This is a genomic window from Nocardia rhizosphaerae (assembly GCF_042650365.1).
Taxonomy (GTDB): Bacteria; Actinomycetota; Actinomycetes; order Mycobacteriales; family Mycobacteriaceae; genus Nocardia; species Nocardia rhizosphaerae.
Map to the genome: position 1 here is coordinate 12,907 of NZ_JBHSBA010000016.1, position 22,907 is coordinate 35,813.

Consider the following 22,907-nt stretch of genomic DNA (forward strand, 5'->3'; position numbering starts at 1 on the left):
CAATCGAGTGTGCTACATTCAATCCAACACCTTCCCGGTGTGATCGCAGACGGTTACTTCTCATTTGGCGAAAAAGACACCGTCCGCAACTTTGTTCTCGGGGAGACAACTTCACAGGGGTGCTGGTCTGTAGACGTGGGTTACTTCGCATTCGGAGCCGTCGATGCAGGTTCGAGTCCTGCCCGCCCGACCAATCGGGAGGTAGCTCAATTGGCTAGAGCAACGTAAACGTCACCTACATCGCCTTGTTGTCAGCACCCTACTGTGAAAACTGCCTCCCAGGGAACTGGGGGAGACTTTCATAGGGTGCTGGTCTGCAAGACCGGGTTACTTCTTCCCAACAGCGGGTTGCGGGTTCAAGTCCCGTCCAGCGTTCGCGCTGGTAGCTCAATTGGTAGAGCAGCCGTCAACAAAGCACCTGATCTGACTCGTCGTCAGCACCCTTTGAAAGCCTCCCAACTCGAATCCAGGAATCCCGTTGAGAGGCTTTGCTATGTCCAAGTTCAACACTCCGACAAAGGCGCGCGCCGCGGCCGTCGGCCCCATCAAGACCAAGGCAAAGACCGCACCGACCGTCGAGGGCGGCATCGGTCACCTGCGCGACGCCCGCTCGGAACTGTTCCTCCTGGCCGTGACCAACATGGTCGGCGAGTCGACGTTCTACGAGACCGGCAAGGCGCGCGACTCGCGCTTCGTGAAGCTGGTCCGCAAGCTCGCCATCAAGGACCCCGAATGGGTCGCCGGCATGCTCGCCTGGCTGCGCAGCCCTGAAGCCAACATGCGCTCCGCCGCGCTGGTCGGCGCCGCCGAATACGTCCACGCCCGGCTCGAAGCCGGACTGCATGGCGACAACCGGCACGTCATCGCCTCTGTCCTGCAGCGCGCCGACGAGCCCGGCGAGATGCTCGCTTACTGGCTCGCCACCTACGGTCGCCCGATCCCGAAGCCGATCAAGCGCGGCATCGGCGACGCGGCCACCCTGCTGTACAACGAGCGTTCGCTGCTCAAGCACGACACCGACAGCCACGGCATCCGCTTCGGCGACGTCCTCGACCTGCTGCACCCGATCCCGAAGGGCACCTGGCAGTCCGACCTGTTCCGATACGCCATCGACCGGCGCCACAACCGCGAGAACGCGATCCCGGAGTCGCTGCCGATGGTCACCACGAACACGATCTTCAAGACCTACACCCCGCTGTACGTCGACCACCTCGCCAAGAACGGCACGCTCGCCGACAAGCTCGCCGAGGCGGGCATGACCTGGGAGCAGCTCGGTTCGTACGGCCCGTGGACCGCGGCACGGTGGGAGGCGATGATCCCGTCGATGGGTTACATGGCGTTGCTGCGTAACCTGCGGAACTTCGACCAGGCCGGGGTGTCGAACAAGGTCGCGGCTGAGATCGCGGCGAAGCTCGCCGACCCGGACGAGGTCGCGCGTTCGCGTCAGCTGCCGATGCGGTTTCTGTCCGCGTACAAGGCCGTGCCGTCGCTGCGCTGGGCCTGGCCGCTCGAGCAGGCCCTCGACCACTCGCTGACGAACATCCCGAAGCTGTCCGGCCGCACGCTGATCCTCGTCGACACCTCGACGTCGATGCAGGACCCGTTCTCCAAGGACGGCACGCTGATGCGGTGGGATGCCGCGGCGCTGTTCGGCATCGCGCTGGCCGCCCGCTGCGCCGACGCCGACATCGTGTCGTACTCGTCCACGCGGATGTACTACGGCGACCCGATCGGTGCGCGCACCAAAGTGTTCGACCGTCCCCGTGGCGAGTCGGTGCTGAAGTCGGTCGAGCGGTGGAAGACGGGCGGCTGGTTCCTCGGTGGCGGCACCGACACGGCGCCCGCGGTTCAGCGGCACTTCGCTGGCCACGATCGGGTGGTTCTGCTGACCGACGAGCAGGCGGGCAGCGTCGTCGATCCGGGTTCGGTTCTGCCGGAGCGGACGCCGCTGTACACGTGGAACCTTGCGGGCTACAAGGTTGCGCACACGGAGGCCGGGAAGTTCCGGCACACCGTTGGTGGTCTGACCGACGCGGGCTTCCGGCTGATCCCGCTTCTCGAGTCGAGCCGCAACGGCACCTGGCCGTGGCGCGACGGCGCGCAGGCCGCGTGACGCTGTGTAACCGAATGTCCCGCTGGTGGTTGGACTTCCACCAGCGGGACATCCTCACGCACTGCCCTGGCCTGTTCTGGTGGTGCGTGGCGGACAACATCGCACACGAGTGGCTGAGGGTGCCGCTCGACCAGGACCTCTGCGACGACCCCGGCGACTGGCCAGACGTACCGGACCACTGGGGCTACTGGATCTGCCGCCGCCACGACGCCGCACTGAACCGCAAGGCGCTCCGCGAACTCGAAGAAGGATCATGAACGCTTGGGAACAGCTGGCCCCGAACACGGTTATGGTCGCCGGCGATTGGCACGGCAATCACTACCATGCGGAGGACGCAATCCGGTACGCCGCCGAGCACGGCGCGCAAGCCATCCTGCATGTCGGTGACTTCGCCTACCAGTTCAGGCCGTCGTTCATGTCGGCCGTGCAGCAGGCTTTGGGCGAGACCGGGCTGTACTTGGGGTTCGTGCCAGGAAACCATGACTCCTACGTCTACCTCGACCTGCGCGAGCAAGAACACGGTTGCACCGCGATCCCGTTGCGCCCCAACCTGTTCTATCTGCCCCGCACCTACCGCTGGATCTGGTCGGGGGTTTCGTTCCTCGCGCTCGGTGGCGCGCACAGTGTGGATCGGCCATGGCGGGCCCGCGGCGAATGGTGGGCGCGTGAAACCATCACCATCAGCGAAGCAGTCACCGCAGCCAACGGCGGCCGAGCGGACGTGATGATCTGCCACGACGTACCCGACGGCGTCCGCATCCCCTGCATCGAAGGCAACCCGATCGGCTTCCCCGACGCCGAGATCGAAGCCGCTCAACGGCATCGGGAACTGCTGCGCCGCGTCGTCGACGAAGTGAAGCCGAAACACCTATTCGCAGGCCACTACCACTGCCGCCTCGACGCACCACTCGTCAGCCGCGACTACCGCACCGACGTCCACATCCTCGACATGGATGGTGCGCGGATGCGCGACAACACGCAGGTCATGGACTTGACTGACCTCAAATCGAATTGAACACAGTCTAGACAATTGAACGCAGTCAACATAGTGTGTGTGTATGGCGCTCAAACCACCCGCAAACCTCAACTACGCGGCCGTCGTTGCCCGGTTGACCGCGGTCAACGAACTCGCCGGGTGTGACAACATCGCCGGCGCCCCGCTGCTGGGTTTTCAGGCGATCGTCGGCAAAGACCAGCAGCCGGGCGACCTCGGCATCGTGTTTGTCGCGGAGTCGCAGCTCTCGGAAGAGTTCGCGCAGACCAACAACCTGCACCGCGAGCCCGAACTGAACGCCGATCCCGCCGAGAAGGGCTACCTCGAGCGCAACCGCCGCGTCCGAGCGATCAAGCTCCGCGGCCACCGCTCCGACGCGCTGTTCATGCCGTTGGAGGCCCTGGCTTACACCGGGTACGACATCGCCAAGCTGGCGCCGGGCGACGTGTTCGACGAGCTGAACGGGCACGAGATCTGCCGCAAGTTCGAGCGCCCGGTGAAGGGCGGCAACGCTCGTACCCCGCAGGCGAAGGCGACGAAGAAGTTCGTGCGTGTTGACGCGAAGTTCCTGCCGGAGCACTACGACACCACCCGCTACTGGGGCAACGAGCACCTGATCGACGCCGAGGCGCGCGTCGTGATCACCCAGAAGCTGCACGGCACCTCGATCCGGATCGGTAACACGATCGCGAAGCGCAAGCCGACGTGGCGTGACAAGCTCGCGGCCCGCTTCCTGAAAGTCCCTGTGGCCGAATACATCTACGACACCGTTTACGGCAGCCGGAAGGTCATCAAGGACCCGAAGGCTGAGCAGAATCACTTCTACGGGTCCGACGTGTGGACGCACTACGGTAAGCGGCTCGACGGCCTGATCCCACAGAGCTTTGTCGTCTACGCGGAGCTGATCGGTTGGACGCCCGAGGGTGCGCCGATCCAGTCCGGCTACACCTACAACGTTCCGCAGGGTGAGGCCGACCTGTACGTGTACCGGGTCGCGCACGTGAACCCGCAGGGCATCATCACCGACCTCGCGTGGGGTCAGCTCGTCGAGTGGTGCGCGCAGCTCGGGTTGAAGACGGTCCCGGTGTTGACGGAGATGGCGCATAAGGCGTTCGATCCCGCTGACTGGTTGGACCGCCGCTACTACGACGAGGGTTACGGGCAGGCTGTTCCGCTGTCGGGGTCGAAGAAGCTCGTCGATGAGGGCGTGTGTGTGCGCACGGTCGACGGCCTGCATCCGACCACGTTGAAGGCGAAGTCGCCGATCTTCCTGCAGCACGAAACTAAGGCGCTCGATGACGAGAAGTCGGTCGACTTGGAGGCCGAAGGCGGGATCGCGGCATGAATCACCTGACCGTGGAGCTGGTCGAGGTCGACAGCGAAATCACGAGGGTCACGTTGACTCCGGACCGTACGACGGTGAAAGTCGGCCGAAAGCACACAGGGCACGGGTTTTGGTGCCTTGCGCTGGCTGCGTTGCTGCGGGAACGAATGGGCGACATTGTGCGGTCGTGGCGCGGCACGGTTCGGTGTCAGCCAGGCGGTGAGACGGCATCCATCACCGTCTACAGCTCCAACGGAGACCATCTGGGGTACAGCTTCGCGAAAGCTGACCTGGAGCGGGAAGCGGGTGCGTACGCATGATCGCTACCGAACTGGTCGACGTGATCCCGGCGCCGAAGCGCCCGCGTGTGATTCTCCCGAGGGGGATTCCCGGCTCGGGCAAGTCGACGCTGTACCGGAAGATGCGCCTGGACAACCCGAAGCTTGCCCGGGTGTCGCGTGATGACATGCGCGCCACTCTGTTCGCTGCGGAAGGTCGCCTGACTCACGCGCAGGAAGAGATCATCTCGAAAGCTGAACGCGCGCAAGCTGCGGCGCTGCTCGACGCTGGCTATTCGGTGTTCGTGGATGCGATGAACTTGCGCACTCAGTGGACACGCGGCTGGGCGAACTTCGCAGCGCTTCACGGCGCGGACATTGAGGTGATCGACCTCGACACCCCGGTCGACGAGTGCGTCCGCCGTGACGCTGCACGCGGCGCGGCGGGTGGCCGTTCGGTGGGGGAGGACACGATCCGAGCGCTCGCGAAGAAATTCCCCCGGAAGAATTGGGCGAAGGTGGAACCGTCCCCGGATCTGCATTTCTACCCCGAACCGTACGTGCCGAACCCGTCTCTGCCGCCGGCGTGGATCGTCGACGTCGACGGCACCCTCGCGGAGAAGCATCCGGAGCGCGGGATCTACGACTACACGCAGGTTCACCGCGACATCCCGATCGCGCACACCATCCAGGTGGTGCAGAAGCTGGCCATCGATTCGGCGATCATCGTGCTGTCCGGCCGTGACTCGGACTGCCTGACTCAGACCGCGGATTGGTTGCTCGCCAGCGGTGTGATGTTCACCGAGCTGCATTTGCGCCTGGCGGGGGACAAGCGGCCGGACTACCTCGTCAAGTACGAGCTGTTCAACGAGCGTTTGCGGGACCGCTTCCACATTCTGGGTGCTTTCGATGATCGCCTGCAGGTGTGCCGCCTTTGGCACCGGCTCGGTGTCCCGTTGTTGCGGTTGGGGGTGCCCGATCGTGACGACTTCTGATCTGGTGTCCGCAGCTCGAGCCGCTGCTTTTGTCTCACCGGACCCGCGCCTGCGTAACTTGCTGACCGTGCTGGCCGACCGGATCGATTCGCTGCGTGGAGAACGCGATCAGTACGCCGAGACCGCCCGGCAAGCCACCAACCACGCTGTCGACCAGGCCTCCACGATCACGTTCATCCGCCACGCCTTGGGCCAGCATCCTCGCTGCGATGTCCACCCCGACGACGACGAGCCGATCACCTGCGGGTGGATGCGCGCTGTCGCGTCTGTGCAGTGGGCGCTCGATCAGGCCACCCAGACCACCACCGAGGAGGACGGCGATGAGTGACCGCGACACCCTGATCGAGCTGATCGACGACACCCGCGCCGACGGGCACTCGCCCAGCGAGGCGGCCGATTACCTGCTGGACGCTGGCTGGCGTCCACCCGCCCGCGAGATCACCGACCCGGCCGAGCTGGACGCGCTGCTGGTCGGATCGGTTGTTCGCGACAGTGCCGATCAGGTGCTGCGGCGGGCCGTGGTCTTCGTCGGGCAGGCGCCAGCGTGGGAGGTGACAGGTTACGAAGTCCCGTTCTCCGTGGACGAGATCCGCCTCCCCGTCACCGTCCTGTTCGACGCCACCGAGGAGTCCTGATGGGCCACACGATTATCAAGCCGGTCCGGGACGAGGACTTCTACGTCGTCTACTCGTCGATCGTGGATGCACCGATCGGGTGCGGCACTCGCGCCGAGCTGCTGGCGACCTACGAGCACGCCGCAGCCGACCGACTCGACCGCGCAGACGAGACAGGCACATCCTCCAAGCTCGGTTGGTACGGCTGGGATGAGCAGTCGATCACCGTGCGTGAAGGCTTCCGCCCGGACGCTTACCCGGCGAACGCATGGGCCGCGATCGTGGCACGCACGGATCTGCGCAAGCTCTGCGAATCGGTCGACTCCTCCGGCCGCTGGAACCCGCCCGACGGACTCATCACCTGGGAGTTCTTCGACGAGGAGGGCGACGGTGAGTAACCGCCGCGAGCACTGGACCGTGACCGCCGACCGCGTGTGCGCCGACACCCTGTTCTTGCTCGGTGAGGGCGAGGACGGCCGCTGGTACGTGCGCCAGCTCCGCGGGGATCTGTGGCGGCGCGTGAGCCGCTGGAACCCGCGCTACTGGCTGGCCTATCTCGGATCGCGTATCCGTCATCAGCTGGTCTTCCTGGAACTGGAGTACTGAGCCATGGGTAAGACCTCGATCGAATGGACGGACGCCCAGATGGTGGATCGAGATGGTCGGCGTGTGCGGAAATACACCCGCCAGGACCCGACTCGTCCCGGTCAGCAACTGCGGCGACAGATGGCGCTAGTCGGCCTTCGTTGGTGCCGGGGATGTTCCGCGTGGCTTCCGCAGGACAATGTGACGCGCCAGGGCGCCTGCCGCCCATGCACAAACGCGGAATACCGAGCGCGCTACGCCGCTGACGGACAGGCCATCCGGGCGCGGGTGCACGCGCGCAAGCGTGGTGTGCTGCCCGTGCCGTCGATCGCTGCCGAGGTACTCACCGAGAACTTCGCAGGGAAGTGTGCCTACTGCCCTGCGCCTGCCACCACCTGGGACCACATTCATCCGGTGTCGCTCGGCGGCGACACCGTACCGGGGAATCTCGTTCCCGCGTGCAGCCCGTGCAACTCCAGCAAGAAGTCCTCGAACGTCCTCGACTGGTGCGAGAAAACGGGACGAGATCCGTTCGGCGTCATCGAAGTACTGCTTCTTAGCGAGGTTCTCTGATGGGCAAGACCAGCATTGAATGGGCCGAGTACACCTGGAATCCGGTCACTGGCTGCGACAAGGTGTCTCCGGGTTGCGACCACTGCTACGCGGAGGGCATCGCGCACCGGTTCGCTGGCACCCCGCAATTCCCGAATGGGTTCGGGGTGACGTTGCGTCCGGAGCGGTTGGGTGAGCCGTTGCGGTGGCGGAAGCCGCAGCGCGTGTTCGTGAACAGTATGTCGGATCTGTTCCATGCCGATGTGCCGGACGAGTTCATCGCGAAGGTGTTCGGGGTGATGGCGCACGCGGAGCAGCACACGTTCCAGGTGTTGACGAAGCGTCCCGGCCGCATGCGTTCGCTGCTGCGGTCGGATGCGTTCCGCGAGTTGGTGTTCAAATCGGTCGACGTCGAACTGCCCGACGTGATGGGCGACGCCTGGCCGATCCCGAACGTGTGGCTCGGCGTGAGCGCCGAGGACCAGAAGTGGGCGGACGTGCGGATCCCGGTCCTGCTCGACACTCCGGCGACTGTTCGGTTCGTCAGTGCGGAGCCGCTTCTCGGACCGGTTGACCTTGCGCAGTACCTTGAGCCACTGGAGGACCCGAGCGCGTGCGGCGACGAAGAACACTGCTCGCCGTGGTCGCGAATCGACTGCTTGCACTGGGTGATCGTCGGCGGCGAGTCCGGTCGCGGCGCCCGGCCGATGCATCCGGATTGGGTGCGGAGTCTCCGGGATCAGTGTGTGGAAGCGAGTGTCCCGTTCCTGTTCAAGCAGTGGGGCGAGTACGTGACGCCTGATCAGATGACCGAGGACGCATTCCGGGCATGGGACTGCTACCACGCGGGCGAAAGGCGAGACCGGTACTGGCGCCTCGGAAAGAAGGCCGCTGGCCGCGAACTCGACGAAGAGACCTGGGACGAATACCCGAAGGAGATCCGATGAGCGACGCTGATGATGCGACCCCGTTCTGCCCGGTTTGTGGGTGCGGGATCGTCGACGACCTCGTCTACATCGAGCACCCCCATCGGGGCGAGGTAGCAGTCCATAACGAATGCCTGCCCACCGACGTGATGCTCAACGAGATCGAGGCTGAGCGTCGGCGCACCGAAGACATGGAGCAGCGCAAGAACGAGTGGCACGACCGTTTCGCCAAGATGCGCACGCAACGGAATGCAGCCCATGTGATCCTGGCGAACACTGTCGCTGAACTGGGTGCGCCTGAGGACACTGCGTGGACGTTTCTGCCCGAGGTGGCCCGCGAGCTGCGCGCCCGCGTCGTCGAGTTGGAGGCCGCGACGGACCGCGTCCGGGAGGTGCACCAGCCGGTCGAAGCCCTGAACGTCCGATACCCCGGCGGGCGACCCACCCAGGTCTGTTCCGGCTGCGGCACCGACGACGGCAACTGGCAAACGTACCCGTGCCCAACCATCCGTGCCCTAGGCGGCCCCCGCCCGGCCCTGAAGTTGAGCGAGGTGCAGTCGTGACCGCCACGAAACCGCCCTGGTGGCCGGGGATCTGGCTCTACGGGCCGCGACCCTTCTACGGCATCCGCTCGAACGTGCTGCCGTGGCTCGGCAGCGACGGCACCACAGACATGGACGTCCCCGTGACCGAAATGTGGTGTCGGCAAACGGTCGTGATCCCGCTGCTCGGGCTCGGCGCGATCATCATCGGCCTGCCCTGGCATCGACTCACCGAATGCGCCCCTGAACTGCTCGAGGAGAACCACTGATGTACAAGTCGCTGAGCATCCCGTTCCTCGGCTGGGCATCGATCCAAACCCACTACCGCCAAGACCGCGGTTCACGGTGGGGTCACACGCGCGGCCGGTTGACCGAGCACGTGTGGCAGATGCCGCTGTGGTACTGGGATGTCACCGTCCACGGCCGCGGCAAGAGCTACCGGGAGCTGACCGGTCTGCCGCCGATGTCGATCGACTGGATTCTCGACGAGTTCGACTCCAGCTTCAACGATCTCGCGATCGCATCGCTGCGCTACCACATGGACTACTCCGTGTGCGTGTGCCCGGACGAGCGGCGCGCGAAGTACGAAGACCTGATTGACCGTTTGTCGGAACGCGACCCCCTCTTCACGGAAGAGGAATTGACGATCCTGTACCCGCCGGGCCGGAAGCGTGAAGACGACTACGAACAGCTGCCTGACGGCAGCTATCGGAGACGTCCAAGCACGCCGGAGCAGCAGGCGGTGTTCGACGTGTCCCGCGAGCGCACGGCCGCCTACGACGAGCGGATCCGACAGGCCCGCCACGACTTCGTCGACATCATGAGAGAACTGTGGAGCTGACCATGACCTGCACTGATTGCGGCGCCCTGCTGGGGGAGTCCACTCCCGAACGGCTCGCAACACACCGCCAGTGGAAACACCCGACGCCCGCTGAGCGCGCCGAAGTGTGGCCGGCGATCGCAGGGACCGCGGCGCGGATCGAGTTCGCGGTCCTCGACAGTGACCTGCTGAACGCCCAGAACCTGCTGCACGAGCTGCACCAGCTCGTGCTGCGCGCAAAGACCTATGTGGATGACGAACTGACCGAGGAGGTTTCGCTGTGAACGATCTATGGAGCGATGTCCGGGACTTCAACCTGGCCTGCGGTGTCCGGCTGCGGGAGAACCCGGGCTGGGTGTCCGAGGACGAAGTGGCGCTCGCTGTGCGGCTGGTGGGGGAGGAGCGTGACGAACTGCTGTTCGCGCTGGCTACCCGCAACCTCGTCGAGGCGGCCGACGCGATCGCCGACAGCCTGTACGTGCGCGCCGGGCTGCTGCTGCGGCTCGGTCTGGCCCGCACCTACATTCACGACTTCCTCCCGAAGTCGACGGAGCAGGCGACGTGGGACACGTTCGACGCGACCAACATCATGACCGAGATCGGCGACGACCTCGAAGAAAGCGACGCCCGGATCGGTAAGGCGATCGCCGACCGGAACCTGCTCGAGGTCGACGCCGCAGTGCACCAGACGATGTTCCAGCTGACGAGTGTGGCGACGCTGCTGCATCTGCCGATGGACCGCGTGTGGGCCGAGGTCCAGCGCAGCAACATGGCGAAGCTGGTCGACGGCAAGGTGGTTCGCCGGCCCGAGGACGGCAAAATCCTGAAGCCCGCAGGCTGGACGCCGCCGGACATCGCGGGCGTGCTCGGCCTGGACGCCGTCGAGGACGCGGCGTGAGTCGCGCCCAGGACGCGCGCCCGTTCGGTCAGTGCCGGTACTGCAACAAGCAGGCGTACCGGTCCCGGAAGGACGCGCGGCTGGCGGGAAAACGGCGATTCAAGGGCGAGCACATTCAGGCGTACCCGTGCCCGCACATCGACAGCGCCTGGCATATCGGCCATTCCGCGCCCGAGGTGGTGTCAGGCAAGTACACGCGTGACGAGTACTACGGTCCGAACGGTGCGGGCCGGGCGATCTTCCACCGCAAACCAGCTGAGCGGGTGAGGGACGCGGCGTGAAACCGCGGCGTAGTTGCCGCTAATTCGTGAGTCGTTATCAAATCGTTATTTTGTGACACGGTTTACCGAATTTCGGTTGCTACCTTTATCCCTGCGTGAGCTGTCTCAAAAACCGGTCGGCAACCCGGCAATGGCGGAGACGGTGCGCATTTCGACGAGCCGGAAACGGAGCGTTGCCCGCCCGAGCATGCTAGCCGCGCTCGGAGCTGATACTAGAAAACTGAATAGTCTCCGGTAGCTCAATCGGCAGAAGGCGTCCCGACGGGGATAGTTGCGGGTTCGAGTCCCGCCCGGAGACAACATGCCTCTCTACCCCAACAGGCAGAGGGACCGAGCTCAAACCTCGGTGACGTGCGCGTTCGAATCGCGCGAGGGGCACAAAGCGTCGGTTTAGCCGCCGACGCTGGTGGTGACAGAGTGAGCGGCTAATGCGTGATCGGGCCGCGAATGTGTGCGATGTCGGCAACCCGACGGGCAAGTGCCTGAGGGAAGGCTTAGCGGCCGGAAACCGATGCCTCAGCGGGCAAGTCGCAGCACCGGGACTACATGCCTTACGGTCCATGCCCCGGTCGGAGCCTAGGAAACTCCCCACCAACTTACTTCGCCTCGGGTAACGCTGGGCTTCGGCCTACCCTCGAGGACGGGCTCCCGAGTAGCGATCGGGAGGATTCGCGGAACCTGCGGCAGCGGTAACAGGATCTCGCGGCGAGTGCATTGCGGCGTGGAGCAGTTCGGTAGCTCGTCGGCCTCATAAGCCGAAAGTCGTGGGTTCAAATCCCACCGCTCGCAACAATATGACGGGACGACTGTAGAAGCCGGTCGGTCAAGAAAGAGCCAGGACGCCTTGCCCGTAGGTAGGCCCGGTCTGTGCAATGGCGGGGACCACGGTAGAGAGCCCCGAAATTTCTTTCAGATGTAAACCGACATGCAGCGTAGATGGCACGCTGACCTGCTGGTTTCTTTTTCAGATGTATCTGGCGGTGACCATGGCGATGATGGTCCACCCGAACTGCTCAATCGGCTGCTGCCACCCGCCCACGCACGGCTCCGCCCGTCAACGCGAGAAGCGTGAACTCGTGCGCTGGGCAGCCGAATATGAGAACCCGCGCGACTGGACGGCCGACTGCTGTCCCGCCGTCGCCCCGTTGCGCTGCATCTGCAACAACTTCGACTGCTACTACCCCGAGGGGCCATGGTGGAGAACGCCACTGAGAATGTGAGCCAGACGATCCGCGCCGTCAACGACGTGGTCACGGATGCGCTCGGCATCGAATCGCCGGCCAGTGTCGTCGAAACCGTGCTCGAGCCCCTGGCATCCGAAGTAGTGGTCGCCTACACGCGCGCCCACTTCACCGCCGAGGGCTTCTGATCGCCCGCATGCTCGGCGCGACCGGCGCCCGCCCGCTCGTGTACGGCCGCGGCACCGGCCACATCCATAAGTGCTTCGGCTGTATCGACGGCTGCGGCTACCAACCGGACAAGCAGACCCAACGCACCCGCGAGAAGCGCGAACTGTTGCGTTGGGCTGACGAGTACGAGGACCGGGCCGACGTGCTCGACCGCGCCTGCCCGAAGGGCGGCCCGGACTGCGGATGTGGAAGGCTCAGCGACGACGCGAGTTAGGGCAGCCCGGCCGCCTCGAGGTCGTCGAGCAGTGTCGAGATGTACGCATGGATCTCACGAAGCATCGGCACCGCTTCACGATTGTCCGGTGTCTTAGGGACATCCAGCACGATGGTGACCTTCGGCGCCGGGTCGTAATAGACCTTGTCCTTCCTGGTTTCGGCGTGGGTGGGGCGAAGCGCGAACTTCGCAAGCACCGCGCCAACGTACATCTCCTGGCCGTATAGGCTTGTCGTTGGTTCCTCGATCACCTCAACGTCCTCCGGGATGCCGATGTGAGGTTCCAGAAAGCAGCCGCTCGTGATGAGAACATTTCGGTGCTTGTCCTCATTCACCAGCTCATTCAGGATGCCAAGACTGTGGTGATCAGCTGACACGATGTCGTTATAGGGCTGCGCCGCCTCGATGATTGCCGTTGCTGCCGGGTGGCCTGGTAGCGACTTGATTGGGCTCGGCACTCCGGTCTGCTGGTTGATCGGCTGTACCTTGACGATCGGAAACTGCCGAGCAATCGGGAACACCGCATGGTCAAGGGCCGCCCGAAGGTTTGTGACAACGTCGCCAAGTATCAGCGGCCACCCATTCGGAACCTCTACTAGCTGATCGATGACGACATGGAATTTGATGTCGCGATCGGCGGGGGTTCCGTCCTTCACGAGTACAACCTTGGTCAGCACCGGTCGCTTCGCAACGTACCGCGTGATTCGTCGGTCGAGGTCCTCGAGGTGATGGAGCGCGCGAGCCAATTTCATACGCCCGCTAGCGATCCCGGTCTTTGGCATGCTCGCATCGTACGCGCGGTCTAGGTTGGCTAACCACTGGTTTTCGATGCGGCACTGCTTCAGCGAGCCTCTGCGGCCCGCTCATACAACTTAACTGCGCGTATGGCGTAGTGCGACCTCGCAGTGCGGGGTAACGCAAGGCAATCGGTGTCTGCCAGGAGAATGCTCACCGCACCGCTTACATGGCGAAGCCCCCGGCGCATGCACTGGGCAGAGGCGACGCCGCATGCAGGGGCAGAGGCGGCAACACGGGGGCGTTCTGCCCTCGAATATAGCCGCCCACCATGAATTTCGCCACCACCCTCGTGCCCCATTCCGCCTCGGGGCCGCCGCGCCATCTCACGAGCGCCTGGCTGTAGGGCATCTCAGGTGGCGGGGCCGCGAGCCAGCGCACAGCGCGCCGCGGTCCGCCCGCTGGACCAGTTATCGCTACCTGGGAGTCCGGCGGGCTCAACTTCGCTTCCCGTTCGGCGCGCACACCGGTTTGCGCACGAAAATAGACTTGAGTGTAGTGCATCGAGTTGAATGCGCTACACGATGCCAGGAGACCTCTATGGCCCTCATCCGTGTAACCGCCGGCCTCGCGTCCGCCGCGACTGTGATCGCTCTCGGACCCCTCGTATTCGCAGCTGGCACCGCCGCAGCAGACACCCCGGACTGTCGACCGATCGTCATCGGCGTCGGCGGCAACGGTGAACGTTACGCCGACTCGAAGGGTGCCCCGACCATCATCGGCGACATCCTCGCCGACCAGGCCGCGCAGGGTTACCGCGTCGCCGAAGCCCACTACACCTCGAGCGTCTGGCCGACCGGCCCGTGGATGAAGGACTTCTCGGTTCTCGACGGCCGCGCCGCACTCGACCGCGAGATCGCCGCCTACCGCGCCGAATGCCCCGATGGCCAAGTGACAGTGATCGGTCACTCGCTCGGCGCCGAAGTCATCGACCACCCGGACGCCGACCGCACCATCGTCCTCGGCGACCCCCGTACCAGCAACGGCATCTACTCGGCGCTTCCCGGTGTCTTCCCCGGCGCCGCGAACCCCGGCCCCCGCGACGCCGCGGCCGATGGTGTCGTGAGTGTCTGTCGCGAGTTCGACGCCATCTGCGACAGCCCCGCACCCTGGTCCGACCCCGCGAAGTTCGTGCAGGGTCTCGCTGGTTTCCTCGGTGGCTACCACGGTATCTCGACCGACGAGGTCAACCAGTACGCCGACGCCGAGCCAGGGGAGTACGTGATCGACGCGCCGCCGCCGATCCCGTGGCTGCCCGAGTCGACCCCGACCGGCATCCCTGCCGCGCCGCCGCTGAGCCTGCCCGAGCTGCCGATCCCGGCACCGCTGCCATCGGCCGAGGACTTCTACCCACTCGAACAGCTCGGCCAGCCCTACCAGCCGACGCCGCTCGCCGAGTACATCCCCGAACGGGTCGAACCCTTTGTGCCGCCACAGATCCTGGAGTACGTTCCGCCGCCGATCGAGCAGGTGTTCACCCCGCCGCCCCTGCCCGAACTCCCGCCTGCACTTGTGCTGCCGCCACTGCCCGACCTCGGAATCCAGCTACCGTGAGCTACTTCGACACCCCCGAGCACGAAGCCGCCCAAGCCGCACTGAACCTCGACGCCGCCCACCGGCAGCTCGCCGAAGCGCAGGCCCGCTACGCGCGCGCTATGGAAGCCCTCGCCGCGGCACAAGCCGCCGCCGAGGCAGAGATCGACCAACTGAATATGGAGCTCGACGAATCTTGATCACCGTGTACACCCAGCCCGACTGCCAGCCCTGCAAAGCAACGAAACGAACGCTGGACAAGCTCGGGGCGGAATACACGCTGATCGACGTCACCGAGGAACCCGACGCGATCGACGCGATCAGGGCCCTCGGCTACCAACAGACTCCGGTAGTCGTGGTCGGTGATGAGCACTGGTCCGGCCACCGGCCCGAACAGTTGAGGTGGGCCGCGAATGCCACGAACCCCTGAACAGCGCGAAGCTGACGACGCACTCACCACGGCGATCGAAACCGTGTGGGACGCCTACCTCGAGCTGGACGACGACAATGACCCCGGCTTGCTCACCGACTACATGGTGATCGCGGTCCGCCGCGGCTACGCCGAAGACGGCGACCCCTGGGCGCAAGTGTGGCGGTTCACCCGCGACGACTCAGTCCCCGAGCACATCCAGCTTGGGTTGCTCGAGCAAACCCGCACGTGGCTGACCCGCCCCGACTTCGTGGTCGTCGACGACGAGGAGTAACCCGTGCGGCGTACCGCGATCCGCGCCGGACACCTCTGGCTGGTCCTCGCCGGCGTCACCACGGCACTCGAAATCATCGCGCCGGAAGGCGAACTGCTGTCCGAGGGCGTCGACCGCGGTTTGGAGCAGCATCCACTGCTCGTGCGCGCTGCAATCATCGTCACGGCCGCGCACCTGCTGAACCTTCTCCCTGAGCGGTTCGATCCTTACGCCCGACTTCCGAGAGTGTGGAAATGACTATCACCTCCGGCGACATCGTGACCGCGACCGGCCTACCCGGCCGATACCGCGTCACCCGAATCACTCACGGCCAGGCCCTGATCTGGCCGCTCACTAGAGGCGCCGCCCACGTCGTGCGCCTCTCACGGATCGCCCAGGCGGCGACCGTCCCCACCACCTAGAACGCGAGTCCGGCCAGGAGCCCGCCGCGCCCTGGAGGTCCCGCCACCTATGGCACGCAAGAAAACCATCCCTGTCGAAACGTTGGTCGAGACGCAGCGGAAACGCAACCGCGCGCTCGAACTGCGCATGGAAGGCAAGTCCCAAGCCGAGATCGCCGAAGAACTCGGAGTTTCCAGCTCCAGCGTCTCCCGCTACATTTCCCAAGCGGTCAAGGAAATCACGCGCGAAAACGCCGAAGAATACCTGACGATCGAACTCGGCCGCCTCGACTTCCTCTGGGACCTGGTCCACCCCGACCTCAAGGCCAAAGACAAAGGCTACGAGTGGAAGATCGACCGCGCCCTGGCCATCATGGACCAGCGCGCCAAGCTGACCGGCTCCTACAAGGCCGCGGAGCTGCGGGTCATCGCAGACGCGAAGGGCAATGTCTCCGGCGAAGCCGAGTCCATGGTGGGCCAGCTCGTCGACGTGCTCCACGCTCTGCACGCCGCACACGAAGCCGAACAGGATCCCGACAGTGGCGAGGACGACCAGGCGGGCGAAGGCGAAGACGCGTGACCCTGCCGGATGCCTTGATGGTCCCGATGTCGCGCAAGCAGATCGCGTCGATCGTCGAGTGCGAGCGAGCGTCCACCACCATCTGGACCGGCGCCATCCGCTCCGGCAAGACCATCGCCAGCATCGTCGCGTTCTTCATCGGCGTCGCGCAGGCCCCGCCGGATACGATGATCCTGATCGTCGGCCGCACCTTGCAAACCATCGAGCGCAACATCCTCGAGCCGATGCAGAAGCAGTCGCTGTTCGGGCCGCTGGCGCGCGAAATCCACCACACACGAGGCTCGTCCACCGCGGTCATCCTCGGCCGCACGATCCACCTCATCGGCGCCAACGACGAAGCCGCCGAAGCCAAAATCCGCGGTTCCACCGTGTACCTGGCGCTCGTCGACGAGGCCACCCTGATCCCGGAAAACTTCTGGACCCAGCTACAGGGCCGCCTGTCCGAGCCCGGCGCCCGCTGCCTTGCAACGACCAACCCGGACAACCCCGAGCACTTCCTGAAGAAGAAGTTCATGGACCGCGCCGGAGAGCCGGGCATGGACGTCAAGGTGTTCCAGTTTTTCATGGACGACAACCCGCAGCTCAGCGCGGAGTACATCGCGAGGAAGAAGGCCGAGTTCACCGGCGTCTTCTACAAGCGGTTCATCCGCGGCGACTGGGTTGCCGCCGAGGGCGCAGTGTTCGACACCTACGACCGCGATACCCATGTCATCCGGTGGGAAGACCTACCGGAGATGCGGTGGATCCTCGGTGTCGGTATCGACCACGGCACCACCAACCCGACCCATGCGGTCATGATCGGTCACGGCGTCGACGACGTCCTGTACTGCATGGACGAATGGCGATACAAGGCCGGCAAAGAAGAAGCCCGCTGGTCGAACGTCGAACTGTCCAAGGGCGTGCGCGACTGGATGGCTTTGCCGCACCACCCGGACGACGACCCGGAGAACCCGCCACGCGCCCGCTACCGCACGGTGGTCGACTCCTCGGCCGCCGACTTCCGCGTCCAGCTCAAGCAGGACGGACTCACGTCGCTCAAGGCGAACAAGGACGTCCTGTACGGCATCCGAACGATGAGCACGCTGGTGTCGGCGAAACGCCTGAAATTCACCGACCGCTGCCCGGAACTGCTCAAGGAAATCCCCGGCTATGTGTGGGACGAAAAGGCGAGCGCTGAGGGCAAGGACGAGGTCGTCAAGCTGAACGACCACGGCATCGACGCGGTCCGCTATCTCCTCGTCACCGAGGAACGGAAATGGCGGCGATGGATCAAACTTGGTCTGCTGCCGGATAACCGAGACGCTTCCGTTGACGAATTCGACGAGGCCGCGTAAGAAAAGTTGGGTTTGCCTCCACTTTTACGATTGGTGTAACCGATCTTGGAGGCTGGAATGTCATTCGCTGATGACGCTCTCGAACTGCGACAGCGAACCCGTACACCGCGACCCTGCGCCACCGGAGCATGGCTGGCCTCACTCGACGACCGCGACCGCAAAGCGTTCGACGCGCTCCTCGCTGACGGCCGCCCGAAGACCCACGTGTGGAGGCTCGCGGTGAAAAACGGGCTCGAAGCCGCAGAAACCCGATTCCGGGTGCACTGCCGCCGCGAATGTGGATGCTTCGCCCTCACGGAGGTCGCTGCGTGAGCCTGGCCGACGACGCCGCGAACCTCACCCATCGCGACCCGATCAACAAGGGCTCGATCGACGTCACCAGCGACGGCGCGACCGTCAACAACGTCGTCGTCGAAGGCCAGATCAACGACGACTGGACCAGAGTATTCGCCCTGTTCAATCTGAACGCGGCCGAGTTCGAAGTCGTCGACGACACCGTACGAATGTCGACTTGGCAGCAGTCCAAGGCGACCGAGGACGGCACCCGCGACGCGATCCAGTTGTGGTCCTACAGCGCCCGATTCCGTCGCCGCAGGTCCACCGACGTGTCCCCGAAAACGCTGGCGGCCTGGCAGGCAGCCCTGCGCGCGCACCCGCTGCCGAGACCAGTACAGCGGCGCGACGGCAGCACATACGTGATCCTCGTCGCTGACCCCCAGCTCGGAAAGAAGGGCACCGAGGAAGCCGTCGCGAACTGGCGCCGCGGCGTCGAAGCGCACCTGGCGCTCGCGCAACTCCTCGCACCAGAACTCGCCAGCGTGCACGTCGCGTTCATGGGCGACGAAACCGAGGGCGTCTGCAACAACTACGGCAACCAGCCCCACACGGTGGAGCTGAACATGTCCCGGCAGCTCGAACTCGACTTCGACCTGCGCGTGTGGACGATCAAGGAAGCCGCCTCGCTCGGCCTGCCACTGTCGGTCTCGTCGGTCATCTCCAACCACGGCGAATGGACCCGCAACGGGTCGAAGGAGCCGGTCACCAGCCAGGGTGACAACGCCTCCACCCACATCGCCCGACAGGTCCGCAAGCTGTTCGACGAACTCGCCGAACACGGCGCAGCGCCGGCCATCGATTGGCACATCGGCGCCGGCGACCCCGCGATCACCCTGACACTCTCGGGCGTGGACTGCTACTTCTCCCACGGCTACATCGAGAAGGGCCGCGGCTCCTCCAGTGAGACCCGCACACGCAACGCCATCGAGCGCCAGATCCTCGGCCGCACAGAACAGCTTGGCGAGACCTCGCTGTTCTTCACCGCGCACTACCACCACTTCTACTCTCAGGAATTCGAAGGCCGCACCCTGTTCGGCTGCCCGGCACTCGAAGCCGAGCGCTCCTCGGAGTACATGCTCAACCAATACGGCGTGTGGTCACCCGCCGGGATGCTCGGCTTGATGGTCGGCGCACACAACCAGCGCGGCTGGTCGAACCTGAACGTCTTCTGACGGTTCCCGCCGCACTCCCCTCAACTTCATAGCGTCCGCCCGGATTCTGGCGCGCTCACACCCCTTGGAGGTGGCATGCCGCTGCCCGAGTTCGCTGGCGCGTTCCCGCCGAAGCCGTGGGACACCGCCCAGGACGGATACCTGATCCACTCGGCTTGGTGGGAGGGCAACACCGAGGCGCTGCAGGAGATCTACAAACCCGGCGGCACCATCCCGCACCCGCATCCAGCCCAGTTTCGTGGCGGCATCGTAGGACGCCTGGCCCGCTTCTGGTGGGGCCGCCCGGTCCTCCAAGAAACTGTCCGCCTACACATCCCGGCACCGTCCGATCTCGCTACGACCAGCGCCGATCTTCTGTTCGGGCAGCCGCCGTCGTGGCTCTTCTCCGACGGCGACACCAGCGACAATACGGCCGCCCAAGAACGCCTGAACGATCTGCTCGACGGCGCCGACGTGCTGGCGACCTTCCTCGAAGCCGCTGAAATCCAAGCCGCCCTCGGCGGTGTGTTCCTGCGCGCATGGTGGGATCAAGACGCCGGTGACAAGGTCATGGTCTCCGCTGTCGCACCGGATGCTGCGATCCCGCAGTGGCGGTACGGCCAGCTCGCCGCGGTGACGTTCTGGTCGATCGTGGCGAAGGACCAGCGCGGCACCTGGCGCCACCTCGAGCACCACGAGCCCGGACGGATCGAACACGCTCTCTTCTGCGGTGACGACGCCGACATAGGCCGACGGATGCCGCTGGCCGAGATGGACGCCACCGCGTGGGCCGCTGATCTCGTCGATGCAGAATCGTCGATCCCGACCGGAGTGGACGGCCTCACAGCCTGCTACATCCCCAATGTCCGCCCTGCTCGCCGGTGGCGCAACGTCCCCAACCTGTCGCCCTTGGGTCGGAGCGACTTCGAGGGCGTAGAGCAATTGTTCGACGCCCTCGACGAGGCATGGTCGTCGTGGATGCGCGACCTTGACCTTGCCAAAGGCCGGCTGTTCGTCTCCCAAGAACTCCTCGAGGATCACGGCCCCGGCGCCGGCGCGACATTCGACAAAGAGCGCGAGATCTTCACCGCGGTCCCAGCAGACGGCGGCGCCCTCAACGACGAGAAGGGTGTCCGGCTGGTACAGGCCGAGCAGTTCCTGATCCGTGTCGAGGAGCATGCCGCGACCTGCGAGAAACTGCTCAAGCAGATCCTGCGCGCCGCCGGCTATTCGGCGGGCGACTTCGATGAGGACGCCCAGACTGCGGCGATCACCGCGACCGAGGTTTCGGCGCGCAAGGACAGGTCGGCGCGCACCCGTGCCCGCAAGATCCTGTACTGGCAGGGCTCGGTTCAGCCGTTCGCCCGCACGATGCTGGAGCTGGACCGGGTCGTCTACGGCGGCAGCTACACGATCAACGCCGACCCCGAGATGAAGTTCCCGGTCCGCGTCGACCAAGACCTGCTGTCACTCTCGCAGTCCATCGCGAACTTTCGTACCGCTCAAGCAATGTCGATCGAAACAGCTGTCCGGGAAGCGCACCCGAACTGGTCCAACGACGAGATCGACGAAGAAGTACAGCGAATCAAGGACGAGGTCGAGGTCATGGTGTCCGACCACACCGGCGACTTCGATCCCGCCGACGACGAGCAGGACCCCTTCGGTGCACCCGCCACGACGAAGAAGCCGGACGACGCTGCGGAGGTCTGATGCCTCTGACTCCGTCCAACGGCGACCGCGGCGCGGGTCCTCTCGTCCGTCTGTATCGGCTGGTCGAGCTCGCTCTGTGGCGGACCATCGCTCGTCTTCTGGGTTTGGACGGATTCGGCCGTCGATGGTTGTTGCGAATTCTCGCCGCACTCCCCAGATTCCGGGCCAGCATCCGCCGTATTGCCGCCGACGCTGGCGACCGCGCACCAGCCCTGGTGGAGGAAGCGATCGAACGGGCCTGGGTGGACGGGTCGACCGCCGCCCGCGACGACATCGGCTCCGGCCAGCCGCATCGCGACGACCGCCGGACTCGGGCGATCATCGACCGAGTTCTGGAAGCCCTCGACGACGTAAACAAGGGTTTGCCCCGCGGCGCCGAACAGATCGTCCGTCGTACCGCTGACGAAACTGCCCGCGACCAACGCGTCGACAACACGGCAACCCACCGCCGCGCCTTGGAACGGATCACACGGCGTGAAGCGCGCCGCGGGTTCACTGGTTTGGTCGACTCGCGTGGCCGCCGGCGAGAACTGGTCGCCTACGTCGAGGCGCAGATCCGGGGCGCGATCAGCGAGACCGAGATCGACGGCTACATGCAGCACCTCGTCGCGCACGGCTACGACCTGTTCATCGTGTCCGACGTGCCAGGCTCATGTGAGCTGTGTCGACCGTTCGAGGGCAAGATCATCTCGATCACCGGCAGTACGGCAGGTGCGATCGCCCGCGACACCAGCAGTGGCCGCACCGTTCGTGTCGAGGTTATGTGCTCGCTGGACGAGGCACGGGCTCGTGGCCTGTTCCATCCGAACTGTCGCCACACGATTCGAGTGTGGACGCCGGATAACCCAGCACCACCGCGCGCGGTGCGGGTGAGCGAGACCCGCCGGATTGAACGTCGGGCCGCAGCCGCTCAACAGCGCGCCGACCGTGTCAGGCGACGGGTTGCTGCAGCGTCCAAGCTATCTGTGGTCGCGCCTCGAATGGCGACCCGCAGCAACGGCGACAGTGCTGGAGGCGGCGGGTCGCGGGGGCGATCGAGCATCCCTCCGTCGCCGTTCGACAGCGCTACCACACCCGCTGACGTCGCACAGATCCTGCATCAGCTTCACGGTATCCGGGCTGAAGGATTCGACCACCCCGACGTCACGCTCGACGTGGCCCAAGAGTTCGCCCGCGCGATTCACGACATGATGACCCGCTACCCCTCTCGCCAGCTACAGCTGATCCGAATCGGCGAGCCACGAAACCCCGGCCGCCTGGATACAACGAAGATCGTCGGAGAAACGCCCGCCCGGCCACCCGGGCCGCGCCGCGACAACTACGAGGTCGTCGATATCACGCTCAACCTGTGGACTGTGCAGCACATGGCCGAGCATGAAGCCGGGATGGTGTCCGACGCTGCTGACGGCTACCATCCTGCCGGGTTCGAACAGCGCCCGATCTACTCGGCGATGGTTCACGAATACGGCCACGTCCTGGACTTCGAAGGAAACGCTGCAGCACGCGAGAACCTCGATCTCGCGATGCAAGCCGAATGGATGCGGTTGCATCCTCGCCAACCGGGGCAACGGCCGACAGACTGGATCGCTAAGTACCGGACGTGGCGCGACCAACTGCCTGGGTATTCGTTCTTCCGCGATTCCTATGGCGACGAGGTCCAGCCGGAGGAAGCACTCGCTGAAGCGTTTGCCGAAGTAGAACTCCTCGGCGACAATGCATCTGAACCGGCGAAGTTCTTGCACCGGCGGCTGCTTGAGGCTTGGAGGGGCGACGCGTGAGACTGTCTCCAGACCGGGGGCGCACAAACGACGAATGGCGCGCAGGGTTTGCCGCAGCGTT

At 65.0% G+C, this 22,907-nt stretch carries 32 protein-coding genes and 3 tRNA genes; 34 read left to right on the forward strand and 1 reads right to left on the reverse strand.

The window, feature by feature from the left end:
- Positions 1 to 493: 493 nt before the first annotated feature.
- The 23 genes from ACFOW8_RS28495 to ACFOW8_RS28605 all read left to right on the forward strand — a co-directional run bounded on the left by ACFOW8_RS28495 (position 494) and on the right by ACFOW8_RS28605 (position 12,545).
- A complete protein-coding gene (locus ACFOW8_RS28495) occupies positions 494 to 2,113 on the forward strand; it encodes a TROVE domain-containing protein (protein WP_378554754.1) in 1,620 nt (539 codons plus the stop codon).
- A gap of 86 nt (positions 2,114 to 2,199) precedes the next feature.
- Positions 2,200 to 2,370 (forward strand): hypothetical protein, encoded by a 171-nt coding sequence (locus ACFOW8_RS28500; RefSeq protein ID WP_378554755.1) that lies wholly within the window; start codon positions 2,200 to 2,202, stop codon positions 2,368 to 2,370.
- Positions 2,367 to 3,128 (forward strand): metallophosphoesterase family protein, encoded by a 762-nt coding sequence (locus tag ACFOW8_RS28505; RefSeq protein ID WP_378554756.1) that lies wholly within the window; start codon positions 2,367 to 2,369, stop codon positions 3,126 to 3,128. The genes ACFOW8_RS28500 and ACFOW8_RS28505 overlap by 4 nt, the downstream gene beginning before the upstream one ends.
- A gap of 43 nt (positions 3,129 to 3,171) precedes the next feature.
- Complete coding sequence (locus ACFOW8_RS28510) at positions 3,172 to 4,452, forward strand: RNA ligase family protein (protein WP_378554758.1); 1,281 nt, start codon at positions 3,172 to 3,174, stop codon at positions 4,450 to 4,452.
- Positions 4,449 to 4,751: a hypothetical protein gene (locus ACFOW8_RS28515; RefSeq protein ID WP_378554760.1), complete on the forward strand. Its 303-nt coding sequence runs from the start codon at positions 4,449 to 4,451 to the stop codon at positions 4,749 to 4,751. The genes ACFOW8_RS28510 and ACFOW8_RS28515 overlap by 4 nt, the downstream gene beginning before the upstream one ends.
- Complete coding sequence (locus ACFOW8_RS28520) at positions 4,748 to 5,704, forward strand: phosphatase domain-containing protein (protein WP_378554761.1); 957 nt, start codon at positions 4,748 to 4,750, stop codon at positions 5,702 to 5,704. Before ACFOW8_RS28515 ends, ACFOW8_RS28520 begins: the two co-directional genes overlap by 4 nt.
- Positions 5,691 to 6,032 carry a hypothetical protein gene (locus tag ACFOW8_RS28525; RefSeq protein ID WP_378554763.1) on the forward strand — a complete coding sequence of 114 codons (342 nt, stop codon included), beginning with the start codon at positions 5,691 to 5,693 and terminating at the stop codon, positions 6,030 to 6,032. The genes ACFOW8_RS28520 and ACFOW8_RS28525 overlap by 14 nt, the downstream gene beginning before the upstream one ends.
- Positions 6,025 to 6,339 carry a hypothetical protein gene (locus ACFOW8_RS28530; protein WP_378554764.1) on the forward strand — a complete coding sequence of 105 codons (315 nt, stop codon included), beginning with the start codon at positions 6,025 to 6,027 and terminating at the stop codon, positions 6,337 to 6,339. The genes ACFOW8_RS28525 and ACFOW8_RS28530 overlap by 8 nt, the downstream gene beginning before the upstream one ends.
- Positions 6,339 to 6,716 (forward strand): hypothetical protein, encoded by a 378-nt coding sequence (locus ACFOW8_RS28535; RefSeq protein ID WP_378554765.1) that lies wholly within the window; start codon positions 6,339 to 6,341, stop codon positions 6,714 to 6,716. Before ACFOW8_RS28530 ends, ACFOW8_RS28535 begins: the two co-directional genes overlap by 1 nt.
- Positions 6,709 to 6,924 (forward strand): hypothetical protein, encoded by a 216-nt coding sequence (locus ACFOW8_RS28540; RefSeq protein ID WP_378554766.1) that lies wholly within the window; start codon positions 6,709 to 6,711, stop codon positions 6,922 to 6,924. Before ACFOW8_RS28535 ends, ACFOW8_RS28540 begins: the two co-directional genes overlap by 8 nt.
- 3 nt (positions 6,925 to 6,927) lie before the next feature.
- Complete coding sequence (locus ACFOW8_RS28545; protein ID WP_378554768.1) at positions 6,928 to 7,476, forward strand: HNH endonuclease; 549 nt, start codon at positions 6,928 to 6,930, stop codon at positions 7,474 to 7,476.
- Complete coding sequence (locus ACFOW8_RS28550; protein ID WP_378554770.1) at positions 7,476 to 8,402, forward strand: phage Gp37/Gp68 family protein; 927 nt, start codon at positions 7,476 to 7,478, stop codon at positions 8,400 to 8,402. Before ACFOW8_RS28545 ends, ACFOW8_RS28550 begins: the two co-directional genes overlap by 1 nt.
- Positions 8,399 to 8,944, forward strand: coding sequence for a hypothetical protein (locus ACFOW8_RS28555; RefSeq protein ID WP_378554771.1), 546 nt, complete (start codon positions 8,399 to 8,401; stop codon positions 8,942 to 8,944). Before ACFOW8_RS28550 ends, ACFOW8_RS28555 begins: the two co-directional genes overlap by 4 nt.
- On the forward strand, positions 8,941 to 9,192 hold the full coding sequence (locus ACFOW8_RS28560; protein ID WP_378554773.1) for a hypothetical protein: 252 nt from the start codon (positions 8,941 to 8,943) through the stop codon (positions 9,190 to 9,192). Before ACFOW8_RS28555 ends, ACFOW8_RS28560 begins: the two co-directional genes overlap by 4 nt.
- Positions 9,192 to 9,764: a hypothetical protein gene (locus ACFOW8_RS28565; protein ID WP_378554774.1), complete on the forward strand. Its 573-nt coding sequence runs from the start codon at positions 9,192 to 9,194 to the stop codon at positions 9,762 to 9,764. The genes ACFOW8_RS28560 and ACFOW8_RS28565 overlap by 1 nt, the downstream gene beginning before the upstream one ends.
- Entirely contained in the window at positions 9,755 to 10,027 is a 273-nt protein-coding gene (locus ACFOW8_RS28570; RefSeq protein ID WP_378554775.1) for a hypothetical protein, read from the forward strand. The genes ACFOW8_RS28565 and ACFOW8_RS28570 overlap by 10 nt, the downstream gene beginning before the upstream one ends.
- Positions 10,024 to 10,641: a pyrophosphohydrolase domain-containing protein gene (locus tag ACFOW8_RS28575; protein ID WP_378554777.1), complete on the forward strand. Its 618-nt coding sequence runs from the start codon at positions 10,024 to 10,026 to the stop codon at positions 10,639 to 10,641. Before ACFOW8_RS28570 ends, ACFOW8_RS28575 begins: the two co-directional genes overlap by 4 nt.
- On the forward strand, positions 10,638 to 10,922 hold the full coding sequence (locus tag ACFOW8_RS28580; RefSeq protein ID WP_378554778.1) for a hypothetical protein: 285 nt from the start codon (positions 10,638 to 10,640) through the stop codon (positions 10,920 to 10,922). The genes ACFOW8_RS28575 and ACFOW8_RS28580 overlap by 4 nt, the downstream gene beginning before the upstream one ends.
- 228 nt (positions 10,923 to 11,150) lie before the next feature.
- A tRNA-OTHER gene (locus ACFOW8_RS28585) sits at positions 11,151 to 11,220 on the forward strand.
- A gap of 5 nt (positions 11,221 to 11,225) precedes the next feature.
- Positions 11,226 to 11,300, forward strand: a tRNA-Leu gene (locus ACFOW8_RS28590).
- A 337-nt stretch (positions 11,301 to 11,637) separates the two neighbouring features.
- Positions 11,638 to 11,712: transfer RNA gene (locus tag ACFOW8_RS28595), tRNA-Met, on the forward strand.
- Between the two features lie 402 nt (positions 11,713 to 12,114).
- Entirely contained in the window at positions 12,115 to 12,291 is a 177-nt protein-coding gene (locus ACFOW8_RS28600; RefSeq protein WP_378554779.1) for a hypothetical protein, read from the forward strand.
- 8 nt (positions 12,292 to 12,299) lie between these two features.
- The gene (locus tag ACFOW8_RS28605; RefSeq protein ID WP_378554780.1) at positions 12,300 to 12,545 is read left to right on the forward strand and encodes a hypothetical protein; all 246 of its coding nucleotides are present in this window, start codon (positions 12,300 to 12,302) and stop codon (positions 12,543 to 12,545) included.
- On the opposite strand, the gene ACFOW8_RS28610 is transcribed toward ACFOW8_RS28605, so the two are convergent.
- Positions 12,542 to 13,327, reverse strand: coding sequence for a hypothetical protein (locus ACFOW8_RS28610; protein ID WP_378554781.1), 786 nt, complete (start codon positions 13,325 to 13,327; stop codon positions 12,542 to 12,544). The two genes, ACFOW8_RS28605 and ACFOW8_RS28610, sit on opposite strands and share 4 nt — an antisense overlap.
- A gap of 553 nt (positions 13,328 to 13,880) precedes the next feature.
- Here ACFOW8_RS28610 and ACFOW8_RS28615 point away from each other — a divergent pair.
- The 11 genes from ACFOW8_RS28615 (at position 13,881) to ACFOW8_RS28665 (ending at position 22,846) form a co-directional block, all read left to right on the forward strand.
- Positions 13,881 to 14,894 (forward strand): hypothetical protein, encoded by a 1,014-nt coding sequence (locus ACFOW8_RS28615; protein ID WP_378554783.1) that lies wholly within the window; start codon positions 13,881 to 13,883, stop codon positions 14,892 to 14,894.
- Positions 14,891 to 15,073: a hypothetical protein gene (locus ACFOW8_RS28620; RefSeq protein ID WP_378554784.1), complete on the forward strand. Its 183-nt coding sequence runs from the start codon at positions 14,891 to 14,893 to the stop codon at positions 15,071 to 15,073. The genes ACFOW8_RS28615 and ACFOW8_RS28620 overlap by 4 nt, the downstream gene beginning before the upstream one ends.
- A 5-nt stretch (positions 15,074 to 15,078) precedes the next feature.
- Positions 15,079 to 15,303 (forward strand): glutaredoxin family protein, encoded by a 225-nt coding sequence (locus tag ACFOW8_RS28625; protein ID WP_378554824.1) that lies wholly within the window; start codon positions 15,079 to 15,081, stop codon positions 15,301 to 15,303.
- Entirely contained in the window at positions 15,287 to 15,577 is a 291-nt protein-coding gene (locus ACFOW8_RS28630) for a hypothetical protein (RefSeq protein ID WP_378554785.1), read from the forward strand. The genes ACFOW8_RS28625 and ACFOW8_RS28630 overlap by 17 nt, the downstream gene beginning before the upstream one ends.
- Before the next feature lie 3 nt (positions 15,578 to 15,580).
- Entirely contained in the window at positions 15,581 to 15,814 is a 234-nt protein-coding gene (locus tag ACFOW8_RS28635; protein WP_378554786.1) for a DUF7427 family protein, read from the forward strand.
- Positions 15,811 to 15,978 carry a hypothetical protein gene (locus ACFOW8_RS28640; protein ID WP_378554787.1) on the forward strand — a complete coding sequence of 56 codons (168 nt, stop codon included), beginning with the start codon at positions 15,811 to 15,813 and terminating at the stop codon, positions 15,976 to 15,978. The genes ACFOW8_RS28635 and ACFOW8_RS28640 overlap by 4 nt, the downstream gene beginning before the upstream one ends.
- Before the next feature lie 49 nt (positions 15,979 to 16,027).
- Positions 16,028 to 16,537 carry a sigma factor-like helix-turn-helix DNA-binding protein gene (locus ACFOW8_RS28645; RefSeq protein ID WP_378554788.1) on the forward strand — a complete coding sequence of 170 codons (510 nt, stop codon included), beginning with the start codon at positions 16,028 to 16,030 and terminating at the stop codon, positions 16,535 to 16,537.
- Positions 16,534 to 17,871, forward strand: coding sequence for a PBSX family phage terminase large subunit (locus tag ACFOW8_RS28650; protein ID WP_378554789.1), 1,338 nt, complete (start codon positions 16,534 to 16,536; stop codon positions 17,869 to 17,871). Before ACFOW8_RS28645 ends, ACFOW8_RS28650 begins: the two co-directional genes overlap by 4 nt.
- 308 nt (positions 17,872 to 18,179) lie before the next feature.
- Positions 18,180 to 19,379, forward strand: coding sequence for a hypothetical protein (locus ACFOW8_RS28655; RefSeq protein WP_378554790.1), 1,200 nt, complete (start codon positions 18,180 to 18,182; stop codon positions 19,377 to 19,379).
- 75 nt (positions 19,380 to 19,454) lie between these two features.
- On the forward strand, positions 19,455 to 21,068 hold the full coding sequence (locus tag ACFOW8_RS28660) for a phage portal protein (RefSeq protein WP_378554791.1): 1,614 nt from the start codon (positions 19,455 to 19,457) through the stop codon (positions 21,066 to 21,068).
- Positions 21,068 to 22,846, forward strand: a complete 1,779-nt coding sequence (locus ACFOW8_RS28665) for a phage minor capsid protein (protein ID WP_378554792.1) — start codon at positions 21,068 to 21,070, stop codon at positions 22,844 to 22,846. Before ACFOW8_RS28660 ends, ACFOW8_RS28665 begins: the two co-directional genes overlap by 1 nt.
- Positions 22,847 to 22,907 lie beyond the last annotated feature (61 nt).

What these genes read in the sequence shown, in the direction of transcription:
- ACFOW8_RS28605 (WP_378554780.1), top strand. Translation starts at nt 12,300, where the DNA reads ATGCTCGGCGCGACCGGCGCCCGCCCGCTCGTGTACGGCCGCGGCACC.
- ACFOW8_RS28515 (WP_378554760.1), top strand. Translation starts at nt 4,449, where the DNA reads ATGAATCACCTGACCGTGGAGCTGGTCGAGGTCGACAGCGAAATCACG.
- ACFOW8_RS28555 (WP_378554771.1), top strand. Translation starts at nt 8,399, where the DNA reads ATGAGCGACGCTGATGATGCGACCCCGTTCTGCCCGGTTTGTGGGTGC.
- ACFOW8_RS28640 (WP_378554787.1), top strand. Translation starts at nt 15,811, where the DNA reads ATGACTATCACCTCCGGCGACATCGTGACCGCGACCGGCCTACCCGGC.
- ACFOW8_RS28495 (WP_378554754.1), top strand. Translation starts at nt 494, where the DNA reads ATGTCCAAGTTCAACACTCCGACAAAGGCGCGCGCCGCGGCCGTCGGC.
- ACFOW8_RS28520 (WP_378554761.1), top strand. Translation starts at nt 4,748, where the DNA reads ATGATCGCTACCGAACTGGTCGACGTGATCCCGGCGCCGAAGCGCCCG.
- ACFOW8_RS28510 (WP_378554758.1), top strand. Translation starts at nt 3,172, where the DNA reads ATGGCGCTCAAACCACCCGCAAACCTCAACTACGCGGCCGTCGTTGCC.
- ACFOW8_RS28665 (WP_378554792.1), top strand. Translation starts at nt 21,068, where the DNA reads ATGCCTCTGACTCCGTCCAACGGCGACCGCGGCGCGGGTCCTCTCGTC.
- ACFOW8_RS28530 (WP_378554764.1), top strand. Translation starts at nt 6,025, where the DNA reads ATGAGTGACCGCGACACCCTGATCGAGCTGATCGACGACACCCGCGCC.
- ACFOW8_RS28660 (WP_378554791.1), top strand. Translation starts at nt 19,455, where the DNA reads ATGCCGCTGCCCGAGTTCGCTGGCGCGTTCCCGCCGAAGCCGTGGGAC.
- ACFOW8_RS28535 (WP_378554765.1), top strand. Translation starts at nt 6,339, where the DNA reads ATGGGCCACACGATTATCAAGCCGGTCCGGGACGAGGACTTCTACGTC.
- ACFOW8_RS28610 (WP_378554781.1), bottom strand. Translation starts at nt 13,327, where the DNA reads ATGCCAAAGACCGGGATCGCTAGCGGGCGTATGAAATTGGCTCGCGCG.
- ACFOW8_RS28545 (WP_378554768.1), top strand. Translation starts at nt 6,928, where the DNA reads ATGGGTAAGACCTCGATCGAATGGACGGACGCCCAGATGGTGGATCGA.
- ACFOW8_RS28645 (WP_378554788.1), top strand. Translation starts at nt 16,028, where the DNA reads ATGGCACGCAAGAAAACCATCCCTGTCGAAACGTTGGTCGAGACGCAG.
- ACFOW8_RS28615 (WP_378554783.1), top strand. Translation starts at nt 13,881, where the DNA reads ATGGCCCTCATCCGTGTAACCGCCGGCCTCGCGTCCGCCGCGACTGTG.
- ACFOW8_RS28550 (WP_378554770.1), top strand. Translation starts at nt 7,476, where the DNA reads ATGGGCAAGACCAGCATTGAATGGGCCGAGTACACCTGGAATCCGGTC.
- ACFOW8_RS28505 (WP_378554756.1), top strand. Translation starts at nt 2,367, where the DNA reads ATGAACGCTTGGGAACAGCTGGCCCCGAACACGGTTATGGTCGCCGGC.
- ACFOW8_RS28600 (WP_378554779.1), top strand. Translation starts at nt 12,115, where the DNA reads ATGGTGGAGAACGCCACTGAGAATGTGAGCCAGACGATCCGCGCCGTC.
- ACFOW8_RS28630 (WP_378554785.1), top strand. Translation starts at nt 15,287, where the DNA reads ATGCCACGAACCCCTGAACAGCGCGAAGCTGACGACGCACTCACCACG.
- ACFOW8_RS28565 (WP_378554774.1), top strand. Translation starts at nt 9,192, where the DNA reads ATGTACAAGTCGCTGAGCATCCCGTTCCTCGGCTGGGCATCGATCCAA.